We start from the raw sequence: 17,506 nt of genomic DNA, 5'->3' as shown, positions 1-17,506 counted from the left end.
TCGACCAGCCGCTGCCCCGAACCGGATAGCGTCCCGACATCCTTTGTTGATCGCGATGTGCGGACTTCTCCAGGCATGACCGGAGAGGCCCGCCGGGAGGCATGTCATGAGTGTGGTCAACCTGTTCCGGGCCGCGGCCGCGCTGCCGGACGCCTGGAGCTCTCGTCCACTGGGTGAGGTGGGGACGGCCTGCGTCAAGGTGCTGCGGATGGATGAACTGCCGGTTGAGGAGGAAGCACACGGCACCGCCGAAGTTCTGCTCGTACTCGACGGCAGGCTGGAACTGAGCGTGGAGGATGCCGAGGTGACAGTGGGGCCGGGCGAGATGTACGTGGTGAAGGCGGGCGTCCGGCATGCCGTTCGCCCGGGGAGCCGGGGCACCTTGGTGATCGTGGAAGTACCCGAGAGGTCTGGGATCGACGGGCCCCTTGCGGCCGACGGCCTTCAGGGGGCCGGACCGCCGGCCCCCTCCCCGGCTGACCAAGCGCTGCAGGGCACCGGCCATTCGGGGTGAGCCTCAAGACGGCATGGCAGCCCGGTCGGACTCGCTGCGGAGAACGCAGAATTCATTGCCTTCAGGGTCCGCGAGGACGGCCCAGCCCGCGCCGTCGCTCTCCCGGCGATCGGTGACCAGGGTGGCACCGAGGCCGAGCAGCCTCTCGACCTCCTCCTCGCGCGAGGTCTTTGGGCGCAGGCAGAGGTGGATCCTGTTCTTGACCGTCTTCGGTTCCGGCACCCGGTTGAAGTACAGCACCGGCCCCTCCGGCAGCATCACCTCGGTCTCCGCTGCACCCGGCCTGTCCTCCGGATGCAGCGGACAGCCGAGCACCTCGCTCCAAAACCGGGCCAGCTCATAGGCATCCGCACAGTCGATCGCTACGTTCTGCACCACCGAGACCATGCGCATGATCCTGCCCCGAGCAACGCCCGGTCGGCCACCACATTGCGACGAGACGTCGGCAGCACTCTCGTCACAGGCCCTCAGGCCCGAAGACTCCGTGGGCCTGTTGAAGCGAATTCGAGGAGCGCTATGAGCACCGATGAACTGGCCTGGTTCAAAAGCAGCTACAGCGGCTCGCAGGGCGACGACTGCCTAGAAGTCGCCCTCTCCTGGCACAAGTCCAGCTACAGCGGCGGCGATGGCGACAGCTGCATCGAGATCGCCACCTCCCCCACCACCATCCACATCCGCGACTCCAAGGACAAGGCCGGTCCGCAGCTCGCGGTGCCCGCCGGGGCCTGGGCGGCGTTTGTCGGGTACGCCGTCGCGCTGGCCTGACGCCGGGCACCGTGGCGCCGGGGCCAGGGCGGTACGCCGCCCGCGGCCCCGGCCCCCCGCGTCAGCCGATCTTGACGTACCGGATGTTGACCAACGGCCACCAGGTGCCACTGGCCTCCGAGGTCTTCCCGGGGGCGACGGTCGAGCCGTCTCCCTTGCAGTCGTCCGCGGTGTACCAGGTCACCTTCTTGTCGGTGTGGTTGGTGATTCTCCGGTAGCCGACCGAGCCCCACGGCGGCGTTTCCTTGCCGACGTAGTAGCAAGCCCCGTCCTTGGGGTTGGTCAGCGTCCGCTCACCGTTCCCGGAGAATTCCAGGGTGCCGGTCGCGGCGTGTGCGCCGCCCGTTCCCAGGATCAGAAGGGAAGCGGCCATGGCGCCCATGGCCAGCGTGCGTCCCGCGTTCCTGCGCATGTTCACGTCGTTCTCTTCCTTCCGGAATGACAACCCGTACGGAATGGGACGCTAGGTACCGGGGTTATGTTTCACCTATCGGCCGGTGCCCGCCCGTTATCGGCACCAGGTCGCAGGGGCCCCGTCGACCCCCGTACCACCAGCTCCGGCCGGAAGACGAACTCGGTGCGCTGCGGCGGGGTTTGACGTCCCTGGGCGCGTTCGTGGATCTCCTCGATCAACGCCCCCACCGCCGCCGTCGCCATCGACTGCACCGGCTGGCGCACCGTGGTCAGGGGCGGGTCGGTGAAGGCGATCAGCTGGGAGTCGTCGAAGCCGACGACCGAGACGTCGCCCGGGACGGCCAGGCCGCGCTGGCGGGCCGCGCGGACGACGCCCAGTGCCATCAGGTCGCTGCCGCAGACGACGCCGGTGCAGCCGTCGTCGAGCAGTGCCGCGGCTGCCGCGTGGCCGCCCTCGACGCTGAACAGGGTGTGCTGGACGCGCCGTTCGGCCTGCCCCCTCGACAGGCCGAACGACTCCTCCAGGGCCGCCACGAAGCCTTCGGCCTTGCGGCGGGAGGGCACATAGCGGGCCGGGCCGACGGCCAGCCCGATCCGCTCGTGCCCCAGCTCGGCCAGGTGGCGCACGGCCATCCGGGCCGCCGCGCCGTCGTCGGGTGAGACGAACGGCGCGTCGATGCGCGCGTTGTAGCCGTTGATGAGGACGAACGGGACGCCGCGCGAGACCAGTCGGGCGTAGCGGGACGGGTCGGCACGGGTGTCGGCGTGCAGACCGGAGAGGAAGACGATGCCGGTGACGCCGCGTTCCTCCAGCTGCTCGACGAGTTCGTCCTCGGTGGCTCCGCCCGGCATCTGGGTGCACAGCACCGGGGTGTAGCCGTGGCCGGCCAGGGACTGCTCGATGATCTGGGCGAAGGCGGGGAAGATCGGGTTGGTCAGTTCGGGGATGACGAGGCCGACCAGCCCGGCGCTGCGGCGGCGCAGCCGTACGGGACGTTCGTAGCCGAGGACGTCGAGCGCGGCGAGCACCCGCTGCCGGGTGCTCGCCGCCACGCCCGCCTTGCCGTTCAGGACCCGGCTGACGGTCGCCTCGCTGACGTCCGCCTGGGCGGCGATGTCGGAGAGCCGGGGAGTGGCCGGGGTGCCGCCGGGATCGGGCAGGGTCACTCCTCCCACCAGACGGTGGTGTCGGCGGGCAGGTCGAAGTCCCCCTCGGATGTGTTCAGTTGGCGGGAGGCGAGCAGAAGCCGGCCGGGGACGGGCAGCCGGGCCGGGGACCCGGTCGTGTTGACCGTGCAGATCAGGCCGCCGGGGCGGCGGAAGGACAGGACGCCGTCGGGGGCGTCCAGCCACTCGACCGCGTCGCCCGCGCCCAGGCCGGGGTGGGCGCGCCGCAGGGTGAGGGCGGTGCGGTAGAGCTCCAGGGTGGAGGAGGGGTCGCCGGTCTGGGCCTCGACGGTGAGGGCGGCCCAGTCGTCCGGCTGCGGAAGCCAGCTGCCGCCGTCGCCGAAGCCGTACGGGGGTGCGTCGCCGCTCCACGGGAGCGGGACCCGGCAGCCGTCGCGCAGGCCCTCCTGGCCGGCGTCCCGGAAGAAGGAGGGGTCCTGGCGGACCTCGTCGGGGAGGTCGGTGACCTCGGGCAGGCCCAGTTCCTCGCCCTGGTAGAGGTAGGCGGAGCCGGGCAGCGCCAGCATCAGGAGGGTGGCGGCGCGGGCGCGGTCCAGGTCGCCGCCGAGGCGGGAGCGGTGGCGTACGACGTCGTGGTTGGACAGCACCCAGGTCGTCGGGGCGGCCACCGGGCGCATGGCGTCGAGGGAGGAGTCGATCGCCTCGCGGAGCGCCGCCGCGTCCCACCCCGTGTCCAGGTAGTGGAAGTTGAAGGCCTGGTGGAGCTCGTCGGGGCGGAGGTAGAGGGCGGTGCGGTCGGCGCTGGGGGTCCAGGCCTCGGCGACCGCGATCCGCTCGCCCGCGTACTCGTCGAGGACGGTGCGCCAGGAGCGGTAGATGGCGTGGACGCCGTCCTGGTCGAAGAACGGCAGGACCTGGTTGCCGAGCAGTTTCAGCTGCTCGCCCCGGCCCATGTCGGGCAGGCCGGGCGCCTTGACCAGGCCGTGGGCCACATCCACCCGGAAGCCGTCCACGCCCAGGTCCAGCCAGAAGCGCAGGATCGAGCGGAACTCGTCCTGGACGGCGGGGTGGTCCCAGTTGAAGTCGGGCTGTTCGGGGGCGAAGAGGTGGAGGTACCACTCGCCGTCGGGGACCCGGGTCCAGGCCGGGCCGCCGAAGAGGGACTCCCAGTCGTTGGGCGGCTCCTCGCCGTTCTGGCCCCGTCCCTTGCGGAAGTGGAAGCGCTCGCGCAGTACCGAACCCGGGCCCTCCGCCAGTCCGCGGCGGAACCATTCGTGCTGGTCGGAGCAGTGGTTGGGGACGAGGTCGACGATGATGCGCAGATCCAGCCGATGGGCCTCGCGGATGACGGCCTCGGCGTCGGGCAGGGTGCCGAACATCGGGTCGATGGCGCGGTAATCGGCGACGTCGTAGCCGGCGTCGGCCTGCGGGGAGGCATAGAAGGGGCTGAGCCAGACGGCGTCCACGCCCAGGTCACGCAGGTACGGCAGCCGGCTGCGGACGCCGGCCAGATCCCCCATGCCGTCACCGTTGGCGTCGGCGAAGCTGCGCGGATAGACCTGGTAGATCACCGCGTCGCGCCACCAGTCGGTGGCAGGAGTGACGTTCTCAGGGGTGACGTTGTGCTGTGGAGTCATTTCAACCCTTGGTGGTGCCGGCGGTCAGTCCGGCTACGAGGTGGCGCTGGGCGAAGGCGAAGACGAGTGCGGCCGGGACGGCGATGATCACGGCGGCGGCGGTCATCGAACCCCAGTCGTTGGTGTACTGGTTGACGAAGGTCTGCAGGCCGCCCGCGAGCGTCAGGTTCTCCTCGCCGGTCATGAACGCGGAGGCGTAGGCGACCTCGGCCCAGGCGGTGACGAAGGTGTAGAAGCCGGTGACGGCGAGGCCGGGGCGGGCCAGTGGCAGGACGAGCCGCCAGAAGGTGCCGAAGGGGTTGAGGCCGTCGACCCGGCCGGCTTCGTCGATCTCCACCGGGATGGTGTCGAAGAAGCCCTTCATCATCCAGGCGCAGAACGGGACGGCGATGGTCAGATACGTGATGACCAGGCCCGCGGGCTGGTTGAGGAGGCCGAGGCTCGCCAGGAGGTTGTAGAGCGGCACGATCAGGACCGCGACCGGGAACATCTGGGTGATCAGCAGCAGCCACATCAGCGGGCGCATCCCGGGGAAGCGGAAGCGGCTGACGGCGTAGCCGGTGGTGGCGGCGATGAAGACCCCGAGGACGGTGGTCAGCCCGACGATGATCACGGAGTTCTTGAACCAGGTCAGGAACTCGGTGTCGGCCAGCACATGGGTGTAGTTGGCGAAGGTGAAGTGGGTGACCAGGCCGGTGGAGAAGGCGTCGTTCTTCGGCTTGAAGGACGTCACCAGCAGCCACAGGGGCGGGAAGACCGCCAGTACGGCCGCGACGGCCAGTCCGGCGTGCAGTCCGATGGAGGCCGGCCGGGACCGCTGGTTGCGCTTACGGGCCCGACGGGCCGGGTGCGTGCGGGTCATGGTCACCACACCTCTCCCTGCTTGCGCAGCGCCCGGCGGTAGACGACCGCGACGACCGAGAGCAGGACCAGGATCAGGACGCCCCAGGCCGCGGACTCGGAGAAGTTGCGGGGGCTGTCGATGAAGGAGAGCCGGTAGGCGTAGGTCACCAGGATCTCGGTGGCGTCGCCGGGGCCGCCCCGGGTGAGCAGGAAGATCACCGGGAACATGTTGAAGGTCCAGATGGTGGAGAGCAGGATGACGGTGCTGCTGACGGACCGCAGCCCCGGCACGGTGATGTGGCGGAAGCGCTGCCAGGCACTGGCGCCGTCCATCTCCGCGGCCTCGTAGAGCTCGCCCGGTATGGACTGCAGTCCGCCGAGCAGCGCGACGAGCATGAAGGGCACGCCGAGCCAGACGTTGACGGCGATGACCGAGAGCTTGGCCCAGGTCGGGTCGTTGAGCCACGGGACCGCGTCGATACCGCCGCCGGCCAGCAGCTTGTTGAGGATGCCGTTCTTCTCGTTGTAGAGCATCCGCCAGGTGAAGACCGAGATGAAGGCGGGGATGGCCCACGGGAGGATCAGCGCGAGGCGGTAGAAGGTGCGGCCGCGCAGGGTGCGGTTGAGCATGTTCGCCAGCGCGAGGCCGGTCAGGAAGGTGAGTGAGACACAGCCGACGGTCCACAGGACGGTCCAGCCGAGGCGGTCCCAGAAGACGCCGTCGGAGAGGACCGCCCGGTAGTTGTCCAGGCCGGTGAACTTGTAGGTGGCGGGGAGGTGGTTGACGCCGATGTTCCGCTCGACGTTGGCCTCATTGGCGTCCGTGAGCGAGAGGAAGACGCCGCGCACCAGCGGATAGCCGATGATCACCCCGATGACGAGTACCACCGGGGCGACCATCGTCCATGCGTACCAGTGGGTGCCCAGCGCCCGGCGCACCCGTACAGCAAAGGTCACTTGTAGTCCTTGAGCAGCTTCCGGTAGGCGTTGCCGGTCGCCTCGGCGGCCTGCTCGGGCGTGGCGGCGCCGGTGAGCACCTTGTTCATCTGGACCTTGACCGGCTCGAAGAGCGAGTTGCCCTCGGCGATCCAGGGGCGCTGGACGGCACCGTCGACGGCGGGCTTGAAGAACTTGACCATCTCGTTGTTCTTGACGGCCGGCACGTCGTACACGGACTTGCGGGTGGGCAGCAGGCTGAGCTTCTCGTTGGTCTCCTGCTGGACCTTGGCCGAGCTCATGTACTTCACGAAGGCGTAGGAGGCCTGCAAGTTCTTGCTGCCGGCGTAGACGGAGAGGTTCCAGCCGCCCTGCGGGGAGCCCTGGGCGCTGCTGCCGCCGGGGACGGGGGCGACGCCGAGGTTCTTCTTGTCCTTGAAGGCCTTGCCGGCGCGGGCTCCTTCGATGTCCCAGGGGCCGTCGACGGCCATCGCGACATCGCCGTCCTTGAGGGCCTTGAGCTGGTTCTCCTGGCCGTCGGTGGCGTCGGTGACCGCGGCCTTGGAGTCCACCAGGTCCTTGATCGTCTTGAACGCCTTGACGCCGGCGCCGTCGTCGATCTCCACGACCTTGTCGCGGGCGTTGACCATGTCGCCGCCCTCGCCGTAGAGGTAGGGCAGGAACCAGTAGGGGTCATCGCCGCGCAGATAGAGGGCGGTGGCGCCGGTCTTGGCCTTGATCTTCTTGGCGGCCTTGGACAGCTCTTCGAAGGTCTTGGGCACCTCGACGCCGGCGTCCTTGAGGAGCTTCTTGTTGTAGAAGAGGCCGAGGGTGTCGATGACCTGGGGTGCGGCGTAGGTCTTGCCCTTGAACTTCGTCGAGCCGACGGCCTGCGGGAGGTAGTCGTCGGTCGTGTCGAGGGCGGGGGTGCCGTCGAGCGGCGCGAGGTAGCCGAGGTTGGCGAAGTCGGCGACCCAGGCGACCTCGGTGCGCATCACGTCGGGGGCGCCGGAGTTGCCGCCGGCCGCATTCTTGAACTTGGCGTTGGCATCGCCGAAGGGCACGTTCACATACTTGACGCGGACCTTGGGGTGCTGCTTCTGGAAACCTTCGGCAAGTTTGCGGTACGTCGCCTTCTCGGCGTCGTTGGAGGTGTCCCAGAAGGTAACGGTTCCGGACAGTTCACCCCCGCTGTTGCCGCCGTCGCCGCTGTCGCCTCCGCCGCACGCTGTCGCTGCCAGTGCCAGGCCCGCTACCAGCGCGGTGGCCGTTGCGCCCCGTATGCCACGCCGCATGTGAACTCCTTAGGGAAATGCCTCAGATGGCGGTCAGGAACGTAACAGCGCTGAAAACAAACCGAAAGACCTTGCGGCAAATTTCTGCAAGACCATGGGAACGAATTGCAACGAGTTGGCTGGAACGGGACCCTCCGGGCGCCCTCGGCACCGTCACCCCGCGCCCGCCCGAGCGTTGATTCCGTGAAGGCACCCGACGCCTCTTGATCTCGACAGGGACGGCAGATGACCCAGGAGCTCACTTCCCCCAGCCCCGCCCCCCAGGCCCCCGGAACGGGCCGAGGTCCGGGGTGGTGGCGCGACGCCGTCATCTACCAGGTGTACGTGCGCTCGTTCTCGGACAGCGACGGCGACGGCATCGGCGATCTGCGCGGCGCCCGCGCCCGGCTGCCGTACCTCAAGGACCTGGGGGTGGACGCCGTCTGGCTCACCCCGTTCTATGCCTCACCGCAGGCCGACGGCGGCTACGACGTCGCCGACTACCGCGCCGTCGACCCGCTCTTCGGCAGCCTCCAGGACGCCGACGACCTGATCCGCACCGCCCATGACCTGGGCCTGCGGGTGATCGTCGACATCGTCCCCAACCACACCTCCGACCGGCACCCGTGGTTCCAGGACCCCGAGCTCGCCCGGCAGCGCTACCTCTTCCGCCCCGGCAAAGGGGAGAGCGGCGAACTCCCGCCCAACGACTGGGAGTCGGTCTTCGGCGGCCCGGCCTGGACCCGCACCGAGCGCGGCGACTGGTATCTGCACCTCTTCGCCCCCGAGCAGCCCGACCTGAACTGGGACAACCCGGAAGTGCACGCCGAGTTCGAGGCCATCCTGCGCTTCTGGCTCGACCTCGGGGTGGACGGCTTCCGGGTCGATGTCGCCCACGGCATGATCAAGGCGCCTGGCCTGCCGGACATCGGCCACGGCCAGCAGGCCAAGCTGATCGGCAATCAGGTGCTGCCATTCTTCGACCAGGACGGGGTGCACGCCATCCACCGCACCTGGCGCCGTCTGCTGGACGGCTACGGCGACACCCACGGCAGGCAGGTGGTCGGCGTCGCCGAGGCCTGGGCCCCCACCGCCGAACGCCTCGCCCTCTACGTCCGCCCCGACGAACTCCACCAGGCCTTCAACTTCCAGTTCCTGAACGCCCCTTGGGAGGCCGACGCACTGCGCGCGGTCATCGACACCTCGCTCGCCGCCACCACCTCGGTCGGCGCCCCGACGACCTGGGTGCTGTCCAACCACGACGTCGTACGGCACACCACCCGCCTCGGCGGCGGCCTGGACCGCGCCCGCGCCGCCACCCTCCTGATGCTGGCGCTGCCCGGCTCGGCCTACCTCTACCAGGGCGAGGAACTGGGCCTGCCCGAGGTGACGGACCTGCCCGACGAGGCCCGGCAGGACCCGGCCTTCTTCCGCGGCGGCCGGACCGCCGGCGCGTCCGCCACCAGCGGCCAGGACGGTTTCCGCGACGGCTGCCGGGTGCCGCTCCCCTGGTCCGGCGAGCTGCCGCCGTACGGCTTCGGCGACGGCGGCAGCTGGCTGCCGCAGCCGGACGACTGGGCAGCCCTCACCGTCGAGGCCCAGACCGGCGACCCCGCCTCCACCCTGGAGCTCTACCGCACCGCCCTCGCCCTGCGGCGCCGGCTGCCGGGCCTGGGCGACGGGGAGATGAGCTGGGCCCCCGCGCCCGACGGGGTGCTCGCCTTCACCCGCGCCGGTGTGCTGTGCGCCGTCAACACGCTGGGTCACGAGGTGGAACTGCCGCCGCCCGGAGCGCTGCTGCTGGCCAGCGCCCCGGTGACCGGCAAAGGCGCCGCCGCGGTGCTCCCCGGCGACAGCTGCAGCTGGTGGGCAATCTGAGAGCCGAACGGTACAGTCCCCCTCATGACCGCCCGGCTGTCCGACATCGCAGCGCAGGCGGGTGTCAGCGAGGCCACCGTCAGCCGGGTTCTCAACGGGAAGCCCGGTGTCTCCGCCACCACCCGCCAGTCCGTGCTGGCCGCCCTCGACGTGCTGGGCTACGAGCGCCCGGTGCGGCTGCGGCAGCGCAGCGCCGGGCTGGTCGGGCTGATCACTCCGGAGCTGGAGAACCCGATCTTCCCGGCCTTCGCCCAGGTCATCGGGCAGGCGCTGACCCGCCAGGGCTATACGCCCGTCCTGGCGACCCAGACGCCGGGCGGCTCCACGGAGGACGAGCTGACCGAGATGCTGGTGGACCGCGGAGTGGCCGGCATCATCTTCGTCTCCGGGCTGCACGCCGACACCTCCGCCGATATGCAGCGCTATGAGCAGCTGCGCGGCCAGGGCGTCCCGTTCGTCCTCATCAACGGCTTCTCCGACAAGGTGCAGGCACCGTTCGTCTCCCCCGACGACCGGGCCGCGGTCGACCTGGCCGTCACCCACCTCAGCGCGCTGGGCCACCGGCGGATCGGTCTGGCCCTCGGCCCCAAGAGGTTCGTGCCCGTCCAGCGCAAGATCGAGGGCTTTGTGCGCGCCATGCAGGAGCGGCTGCAGATCGGCCCGGCCGAGGCGGAGCCGTACATCCAGCACTCCCTCTACACCCTGGAGGGCGGCCAGGCAGCGGCGAGCGCGCTGATCGAGCGGGGCGCCACGGCCATCGTCTGCGCCAGCGACATGATGGCGCTCGGCGCGATCCGCGCGGCCCGGCAGCGCGGCCTCGACGTCCCCCGCGAGATCTCCGTGGTCGGCTTCGACGACTCCCCGCTCATCGCCTTCACCGACCCGCCGCTGACCACCATCCGGCAGCCGGTGACGGCCATGGGACAGGCCGCGGTACGGGCCCTCCTGGAGGAGATCGGCGGCACCCCGGCCCCCCACAGCGAGTTCGTCTTCCACCCCGAGCTGGTGGTACGCGGCTCGACCGCCTCGGCCCCGCGGACGACGGCGAGGATCCCGAAGCCGCTGCGGGCCACGTAGGGCCTGTCGGCAGCGCGAGCTGCGGCGCTTCGGCCATGCGTCGCCCTCGGTCCCGACCGACCACCTGGGGCCCTTGCCGTCGGCCTCTTCCAACTCCTTGTCACGCACAGTGCGGTGGGCATCGTGCGCGGACGTCCGAGGTCAGGCCGCTCCTACCGCCGATGCCGCCGGATACCCGGCGAGGCACAGCTCCTCCTTCTCCTCGGACGCCGGCGTGATCCGAAGAAGACAGGCGGCTCCATCACCCGGCAGTACGGGGTCCGGCCATCCCCCGCAAGTCCGATACCCGGCCTCGAATACCCGCCCGAAGGATGATCGGCGAGACGTCCGTTTCTGGCAGACTGTCTGCCTATGGGTGATGCGAATACGAGGATTTTGGACGGCCCGCCGACCACCCCGCCGCCCAAGGGGGAGCCCGCGGACCACCCGGCGACCGAAGGGCGATGGGCCCGTCTGCGTTCTCCCCGCACCCCCCGGCTCTGGTTCGAGATCCTGCTGATCGCGGTCAGCTACTGGACCTACTCCGTGGTCCGCAACGCCGTGCCCGAACAGAAGATCCAGGCACTGAAGAACGCCGACTGGATCTGGCAGACGGAGCACTCCCTGGGCATCGCCGTCGAACGCACCGTCAACCACGCGGTGGACTCCGTGACGTGGCTGATCGTGACGATGAACTACTACTACGCGACACTGCACTTCATCGTGACGATCGCCGTGCTGGTCTGGCTCTACCGCTGGCACCCCGGCCGCTATGCCGCCGCCCGGCTGGCCCTGTTCGCCACCACCGGCATCGCCCTGATCGGCTACTACGTCTACCCGTTGGCGCCACCCCGGCTGATGCCGGACGGCGGCTTCATCGACACCCTCGTCCACCACGGGACCTGGGGCTCGATGGCGTCCGGCAACCTCGCCTCGATGTCCAACCAGTACGCCGCGATGCCGTCGATGCACATCGGCTGGTCACTGTGGTGCGGCATCACCATCGCCCTCCTCGCCAAGCCCCTCTGGTGCAGGCTGCTCGGGCTGCTCTACCCCACCGTCACCCTGCTGGTCATCATCTCCACCGCCAACCACTTCTGGCTGGACGCGGTGGGCGGCGCCCTGTGCCTGTCCTTCGGCTTCGGGCTGGCGTGCCTGTGGTATGGGGCGTTGCCGCATCGACTAGCCACGGTGGTGGCTTAGTCTTCCCACGTTTTTGGCTTTCCCGCCGTGGTGGTTTCTCGCCGTTGCGCCTGGCGGCGGGCGGGTCCGCTGCGCGGGGCTGTCGGGGTGCGGTGACGGGCCTCCGCGGGTGGGGGTGTCCGGACTGCTTCGCTTTACGTCCGGACACCCCCACCCGCTCCGGCCCGTCCCCTCCCGTTGGGGGATGGGAAAACCTTGGTGGGGGTGGTCGCCGGTGGTCCGGTGCGGCTCGTCGAGCGCAGTGAACTGCCTACGGGCGCCCGCCCCCACTCACCGTCACTTACTCCTCCCACGGGAGGGGACGGGCCGGAGGGGCCTGGTGTGTGGACGTAAAGCGAAGCAGTCCACACACCAGGCCCCGGAGGCCCGTCACCGCACCCGACACCCACCCGCCCGCCGCAGGCGCAACGGCGAGGAACCCGCAAAAATCACCCGCGCCCAAGCCCCGCGCAGCGGACCCGCAACGGCGAGAAGCAAACACGGCGGGACAGCCGAAAACGTGGGAAGGCCAACCAAGCGCGTCACGCCCCGTAGAAGATTTCCTCCATCACGCCCCGGGCCCGGCGGGTGATGCGGCGGTAGTCGTCGATCATCTCGCCGATGTGGCCCTCTTCGTAGCCGAGGTAGCGGCCTACCGCCGCCAGTTCGCGGCCGTCGACGGGGAACGTGTCGCCGGGGCGGGCGCGCACCACCATCACCGCGTTGCGCACGCGCGCCGCCAGTACCCAGGCCTCGTCGAGGGTCTGGGCGTCCTCGGTGGCGATCAGGCCGGCGGCGTGTGCGGCGGCGAGTGCCTCGCGGGTGCGTGTGGTGCGCAGGCCGGGGAATTCCCAGCCGTGCTGCATCTGCAGCAGCTGTACCGTCCACTCGACATCGCTCAGCCCGCCGCGCCCCAGCTTGGCGTGGGTGGTGGGGTCCGCGCCGCGGGGCAGCCGCTCGGCCTCCATACGGGCCTTGAGCTTGCGGATCTCGCGGACCGCGTCCTCGCCCAGGCCCTCGGCGGGGTAGCGCAGCGGGTCGATCAGCTCGATGAACCGCTGGCCCAGCTCGGTGTCGCCCGCGACCGGTTCGGCCCGCAGCAGCGCCTGCGACTCCCACACCAGCGACCAGCGCCGGTAGTAGGCCGCGTACGAGGCGAGCGTGCGCACCAGCGGCCCCGATCTGCCCTCCGGGCGCAGATCCGCGTCGATGAGCAACGGCGGGTCGGAGGAGGGGAGTTCGAGCAGCCGGCGCATCTCGTTGGCGACGGCGTGCGCGGCCTTGGCGGCCTCCTGCTCGTCGGCGCCCTCGCGCGGTTCGTGGACGAAGAGCACATCGGCGTCCGAGCCGTAGTTCAGCTCGTGGCCGCCGAACCGGCCCATGCCGATCACCGCGAAGCGGGTGGGCAGGGTGTCGCCCCACTGCTGGCGGACCGCGGCACGCAGCGCACCGGCGAGGGTGGCGGCATTGAGGTCGGAGACGGCGGAGCCGACCGCGTCGACGGAGTTGCCGTGATCGTTGTCCGCCGGGCTGAACTCCGTGCCGTACGCACCGATCACATCCGCGGCGGCCGTACGGAACAGCTCCCGGCGGCGCACCCCGCGGGCCGCCGCGACCGCCGCCTCCGCACCGTCCGCGCGGCCGACCGCGGCCAGCACCTCCTGCTCCAGCGCGGCCCGGCCGCGGGGCTGCAGCCCGTCGGGGGCGCCGAGCAGGGCGACCGCCTCGGGGGCGCGCAGCAGCAGATCGGGGGCCAGCCGGCCGGCCGACAGCACCCGTGCGAGGTTCTCGGCGGCGGCGCCCTCGTCGCGCAGCAGCCGCAGGTACCAGGGGGTCTTGCCGAGCGCGTCGGACACCTTGCGGAAGTTGAGCAGTCCGGCGTCCGGGTCGGCGGAGTCCGCGAACCATGCGAGCAGCACCGGCAGCAGCGTCCGCTGGATGGCGGCCTTACGGGTCACACCGGACGCCAGCGCCTCCAGATGCCGCAGCGCGGCCACCGGGTCGGCGTAGCCCAGCGCTTCGAGGCGGTGGCCGGCGGCCTTGGCGGACAGCCGAGCCTCGCCGGGCTCCAGGGTGGCGACGGCATCGAGCAGCGGACGGTAGAAGAGCTTTTCGTGCAGCCGGCGCACTTCCCGGGCGTGCCACTTCCACTCCTTGCGGAGGGTGTCGACCGGTTCGGTCCGCAGGCCCAACGAGCGTGCCAGGCGCCGCTGTTCGCCCTCGTCCTCAGGCATCAGATGGGTACGGCGCATCCGGAAGAGCTGGATGCGGTGTTCCAGCGTGCGCAGGAAGCGGTAGGCGGCGTCCAGGGCCGCGGCGTCCTGGCGTCCGACATAGCCGCCGGCGGCCAGCGCCGCGAGGGCGTCGAGGGTGGTGGCGCTGCGCAGGGTGGCGTCGCTGCGGCCGTGGACGAGCTGGAGCAGCTGGACGGCGAATTCGACGTCGCGCAGTCCGCCGGGGCCGAGCTTGAGCTCCCGCTCGACCTGGGCCGCGGGGATGTTCTCGACGACCCGGCGGCGCATCTGGCGCACATCGGCGACGAAGTTCTCCCGCTCGGCGACCTCCCAGACCATGGGCGCCAGCGCGTCCACGTACTCCTGGCCCAGCTGGAGGTCACCGGCCATCGGGCGGGCCTTGAGCAGCGCCTGGAACTCCCAGGTCTTGGCCCAGCGCTGGTAGTAGGCGAGGTGGCTGGAGAGGGTGCGCACCAGCGGTCCGTTGCGGCCCTCGGGGCGCAGGTTGGCGTCCACCGGCCAGATCGTGCCCTCGGCGGTGTTGTCCGAGCACAGGCGCATCATGCGGGCGGCGAGCCGGGTCGCGGCCTGCAGCGCCTGGGCCTCGTCCACGCCCTCCTTGGCCTCGGCGACGAAGATGACGTCGACGTCGGAGACGTAGTTCAGCTCCCGGCCGCCGCATTTGCCCATGCCGATGACGGCCAGCCGGCACACCGCGGCGTCGCCGGGCGCCTCCTCGTAGCTGATCTCCAGGGCGGCCCGTACCGTGGCAGTGGCCAGGTCCGCCAGCTCGGCCGCGGCCTCGGCGACGTCGGTCGTGCCGCACACATCGCGGGCGGCGATGCCCAGCAGCGAGCGGCGGTAGGCGGTGCGCAGCGCGTCGGCGCGGGGCCGTTCGGCGTTCCCGCCGCCCCAGATTCCCTCGGCGAGCGCCAGCTCGAACTCGGGGGTGGTGGGGTGCAGGTCGACCGACTCGTAGGTGACCAGCGACTGCCAGTCGCGCGGATGCCGTACGAGGTGGTCGGCGAGCGCCTCGGAGGCGCCCAGCACCCCCAGCAGCCGGTCGCGCAGCGGTTTCGCCGCGGCGACGGTGCTCAGCAGCGTCTGCTGCTCGTCCGGTTCCTGGGCCTCGACCAGCCGGGCCAGGCTGTGCAGGGCGAGGTCCGGGTCCGCGGTGGCGCCCAGCGCCTCCAGCAGCACCGAGTCATCGCGTACGGACGCGAACGGAGGGGTATCGAGCAGCTCCCCGGCCGCCGAGGGGTTGGTGAAACCGTGCCTCAGCAGCCGGGTGAAGGTGCTGCTCCGTCGTCCCTGCGGAGCGGGAAGTGCCATGGTGCAGCCTCTCGGTGGCGCGGTGGCTCAGAGCACGGGCAGCATCGTGCGCAGCTCGAAAGCCGTGACCTCGGAGCGGTACTCCTCCCACTCCTTCTTCTTGTTGCGCAGGGATTGATGTACGCCTTTGCTCACCTCCCAAGACTCTACCGGGATGCCCCCTGACCAGCAGTCGGGCGGTTGCCGCTGGTCAGGCCTCGGTGGGCGGCTGCGGGGTGGCTTCTTTTCCACCGATGGTCCACGGACGTGACAGTCACCTCGCACCGTCCGTATCCCTGCGGCAACCTGGTGGAGTGACGGAGCACGGGACATGGAGTCGCGGCAGAAGGACAGCCGAAGGCGCGGTCCGATGAGGCGACGGCCCCTGATCTGGTCCGGTGCCGCCCTCATGGCAGTGGCTGTGGCTCTGCTCGCCACGGCCGTCTTCAGCTTTCTGACCGGCGATGGGGAGGAGGCCACCTCCACCTCGCACCGTGCGAGCAAGGCACCGTCGGTGTCTGCGCACCCCACCGCCTCCGTGTCCCCTGGTGTCACACCCGAGTCCCCTGGCACCCCATCACCCCCCGGGAGCGACAGCCCGCGCTCAAGGCGATCCCCCACCCCCACCGTGACGGTCACCCAGTTCGTTCAAGTACCCGTGGCGGGGGCGGGAGGGCCTGAGCTCATCACCGCGATCGGGGGGCTGATCACCGCTGGTGTCGGCGCCGCCTCATTCCTCGTGGGAATGAGGCGTCGGGACCGCCGGGAAGCCGAACGGGTACAGCCGCCGGCCAGCGGTTCCTGAGGATCCGGGTCGCCCAGCCACCGCGCGTCAGCCCGCTGACCTGCGGCTACAGCACCGGCAGCATCTTGCGCAGCTCGAAGGCGGTGACCTCGGAGCGGTACTCCTCCCACTCCTGCTTCTTGTTGCGCAGGAAGAAGTCGAAGACATGCTCGCCGAGGGTCTCGGCGACCAGTTCGCTGCGCTCCATCAGCTCGATGGCCTCGCCGAGGTTCTGCGGCAGCGGCTCGATGCCCATCGCCCGGCGCTCGGAGTCGGACAGCGCCCAGACGTCGTCATCGGCGCCGGCCGGGAGCTCGTAGCCCTCCTCGATGCCCTTGAGGCCGGCCGCGAGCAGCACGGCGTACGTCAGATAGGGGTTGGCGCCGGAGTCGATGGAGCGGACCTCGACCCGGGTCGAGCCCATCTTGCCGGGCTTGTACATCGGCACGCGGATCAGCGCGGAGCGGTTGTTGTGGCCCCAGCAGATGTAGGAGGGGGCCTCGCCGCCGGCGCCGGCGGTGCGGTTGGCGCCGCCCCAGATGCGCTTGTAGGAGTTGACCCACTGGTTGGTGACGGCGGAGATCTCCCCGGCGTGCCGCAGCAGACCGGCGATGAACGAGCGGCCGACCTTGGAGAGTTGGTACTCCGAGCCGGACTCGTGGAAGGCGTTGCGGTCGCCCTCGAAGAGGGAGAGATGGGTGTGCATACCGGAGCCCGGGTACTCCGAGAACGGCTTGGGCATGAAGGTGGCCTGCACGCCCTGCTCCAGCGCGACCTGCTTCATGACCAGGCGGAACGTCATGATGTTGTCGGCGGTCGAGAGCGCGTCGGCGTAGCGCAGGTCGATCTCCTGCTGGCCGGGGGCGCCCTCGTGGTGGCTGAACTCCACCGAGATGCCCATCGACTCCAGCATCGTGATCGCCTGGCGGCGGAAGTCCATGCCGACGTTCTGCGGGGTGTGGTCGAAGTAGCCGGAGGAGTCACCGGGGGTCGGCCGCTGTCCGTCCACGGGCTTGTCCTTGAGCAGGAAGAACTCGATCTCGGGGTGGGTGTAGAAGGTGAACCCGAGGTCCGAGGTCTTGGCCAGGATGCGCTTGAGGACATAGCGCGGGTCGGCGTAGGAGGGGGAGCCGTCCGGCATCAGGATGTCGCAGAACATCCGGGCGGTGCCGGGGGCCTCGGCGCGCCAGGGCAGGATCTGGAAGGTGCCGGGATCGGGCTTGGCGATCATGTCGGATTCGTATACCCGTGCGAATCCCTCGATGGCCGAGCCGTCGAAGCCGATGCCCTCGTCGAAGGCCTGCTCCAGCTCCGCGGGGGCCACCGCCACGGACTTGAGGAACCCGAGCACGTCGGTGAACCACAGCCGTACGAAGCGGATGTCGCGCTCCTCGAGCGTTCGGAGCACAAACTCCTGCTGCTTGTCCATGGGTCACCAATCCTTGCAGGTCAATCGGCCTGTCCAGCCACGTGGAACAACGTGCTGTGGCACCAGTATCACGTGAGGGGGTTACCGTCACATTACGCACCCTTGGCCTGAACCAGAACCG

The 17,506-nt window shown here is 70.2% G+C and carries 14 protein-coding genes and 1 pseudogene; 5 read left to right on the top strand and 10 right to left on the bottom strand.

The genetic code is table 11. The features are described from left to right. Positions 1 to 106 precede the first annotated feature (106 nt). Positions 107 to 514: a cupin domain-containing protein gene (locus STRNI_RS29805; protein ID WP_277412349.1), complete on the top strand. Its 408-nt coding sequence runs from the start codon at positions 107 to 109 to the stop codon at positions 512 to 514. A 3-nt stretch (positions 515 to 517) separates the two neighbouring features. Here the strand turns inward: STRNI_RS29805 and STRNI_RS29800 are convergent, their stop codons facing one another. Beyond that, on the bottom strand, positions 518 to 901 hold the full coding sequence (locus tag STRNI_RS29800; RefSeq protein ID WP_159488475.1) for a VOC family protein: 384 nt from the start codon (positions 899 to 901) through the stop codon (positions 518 to 520). 129 nt (positions 902 to 1,030) lie between these two features. On the opposite strand from STRNI_RS29800, the gene STRNI_RS29795 reads away from it, so the two are divergent. Then, a complete protein-coding gene (locus STRNI_RS29795; RefSeq protein WP_266448028.1) occupies positions 1,031 to 1,279 on the top strand; it encodes a DUF397 domain-containing protein in 249 nt (82 codons plus the stop codon). Positions 1,280 to 1,340: 61 nt separating this feature from the next. Here STRNI_RS29795 and STRNI_RS29790 read toward each other — a convergent pair whose 3' ends face one another. From STRNI_RS29790 to STRNI_RS29765, 6 genes are all read right to left on the bottom strand, one after another. Beyond that, a complete protein-coding gene (locus STRNI_RS29790) occupies positions 1,341 to 1,697 on the bottom strand; it encodes a hypothetical protein (protein ID WP_018090215.1) in 357 nt (118 codons plus the stop codon). A gap of 65 nt (positions 1,698 to 1,762) precedes the next feature. Beyond that, positions 1,763 to 2,860 (bottom strand): LacI family DNA-binding transcriptional regulator, encoded by a 1,098-nt coding sequence (locus tag STRNI_RS29785; RefSeq protein WP_018090214.1) that lies wholly within the window; start codon positions 2,858 to 2,860, stop codon positions 1,763 to 1,765. Beyond that, positions 2,857 to 4,458 (bottom strand): glycoside hydrolase family 13 protein, encoded by a 1,602-nt coding sequence (locus STRNI_RS29780; protein ID WP_266448025.1) that lies wholly within the window; start codon positions 4,456 to 4,458, stop codon positions 2,857 to 2,859. Before STRNI_RS29780 ends, STRNI_RS29785 begins: the two co-directional genes overlap by 4 nt. A gap of 1 nt (position 4,459) precedes the next feature. Beyond that, positions 4,460 to 5,320: a sugar ABC transporter permease gene (locus STRNI_RS29775; protein WP_051104154.1), complete on the bottom strand. Its 861-nt coding sequence runs from the start codon at positions 5,318 to 5,320 to the stop codon at positions 4,460 to 4,462. 2 nt (positions 5,321 to 5,322) lie between these two features. Continuing rightward, on the bottom strand, positions 5,323 to 6,201 hold the full coding sequence (locus STRNI_RS29770) for a carbohydrate ABC transporter permease (RefSeq protein WP_202444301.1): 879 nt from the start codon (positions 6,199 to 6,201) through the stop codon (positions 5,323 to 5,325). Between the two features lie 53 nt (positions 6,202 to 6,254). Continuing rightward, entirely contained in the window at positions 6,255 to 7,532 is a 1,278-nt protein-coding gene (locus tag STRNI_RS29765) for an extracellular solute-binding protein (RefSeq protein ID WP_018090210.1), read from the bottom strand. 225 nt (positions 7,533 to 7,757) lie between these two features. Here STRNI_RS29765 and STRNI_RS29760 point away from each other — a divergent pair, with 225 nt between their 5' ends. The 3 genes from STRNI_RS29760 (at position 7,758) to STRNI_RS29750 (ending at position 11,648) form a co-directional block, all read left to right on the top strand. After that, positions 7,758 to 9,389: a glycoside hydrolase family 13 protein gene (locus STRNI_RS29760; protein WP_277412348.1), complete on the top strand. Its 1,632-nt coding sequence runs from the start codon at positions 7,758 to 7,760 to the stop codon at positions 9,387 to 9,389. A 24-nt stretch (positions 9,390 to 9,413) separates the two neighbouring features. Continuing rightward, complete coding sequence (locus tag STRNI_RS29755; protein ID WP_148589590.1) at positions 9,414 to 10,466, top strand: LacI family DNA-binding transcriptional regulator; 1,053 nt, start codon at positions 9,414 to 9,416, stop codon at positions 10,464 to 10,466. Positions 10,467 to 10,817: 351 nt separating this feature from the next. After that, positions 10,818 to 11,648: a phosphatase PAP2 family protein gene (locus STRNI_RS29750; protein ID WP_277412347.1), complete on the top strand. Its 831-nt coding sequence runs from the start codon at positions 10,818 to 10,820 to the stop codon at positions 11,646 to 11,648. 521 nt (positions 11,649 to 12,169) lie between these two features. Here STRNI_RS29750 and STRNI_RS29745 read toward each other — a convergent pair. The 3 genes and pseudogenes from STRNI_RS29745 to glnA form a co-directional block, all read right to left on the bottom strand. Then, positions 12,170 to 15,193: a bifunctional [glutamine synthetase] adenylyltransferase/[glutamine synthetase]-adenylyl-L-tyrosine phosphorylase gene (locus tag STRNI_RS29745; protein WP_159488470.1), complete on the bottom strand. Its 3,024-nt coding sequence runs from the start codon at positions 15,191 to 15,193 to the stop codon at positions 12,170 to 12,172. A 27-nt stretch (positions 15,194 to 15,220) separates the two neighbouring features. After that, positions 15,221 to 15,304: pseudogene (locus tag STRNI_RS29740) on the bottom strand (glutamine synthetase); the annotation flags it as partial. Between the two features lie 719 nt (positions 15,305 to 16,023). Further along, positions 16,024 to 17,385, bottom strand: a complete 1,362-nt coding sequence (gene glnA, locus STRNI_RS29735) for a type I glutamate--ammonia ligase (protein ID WP_018090204.1) — start codon at positions 17,383 to 17,385, stop codon at positions 16,024 to 16,026. Positions 17,386 to 17,506 lie beyond the last annotated feature (121 nt).

This window comes from Streptomyces nigrescens, assembly GCF_027626975.1.
GTDB lineage: Bacteria > Actinomycetota > Actinomycetes > Streptomycetales > Streptomycetaceae > Streptomyces > Streptomyces nigrescens.
Note: the sequence above shows the minus strand (reverse complement) of the source record. Positions and strands in the feature narration are given on the sequence as shown.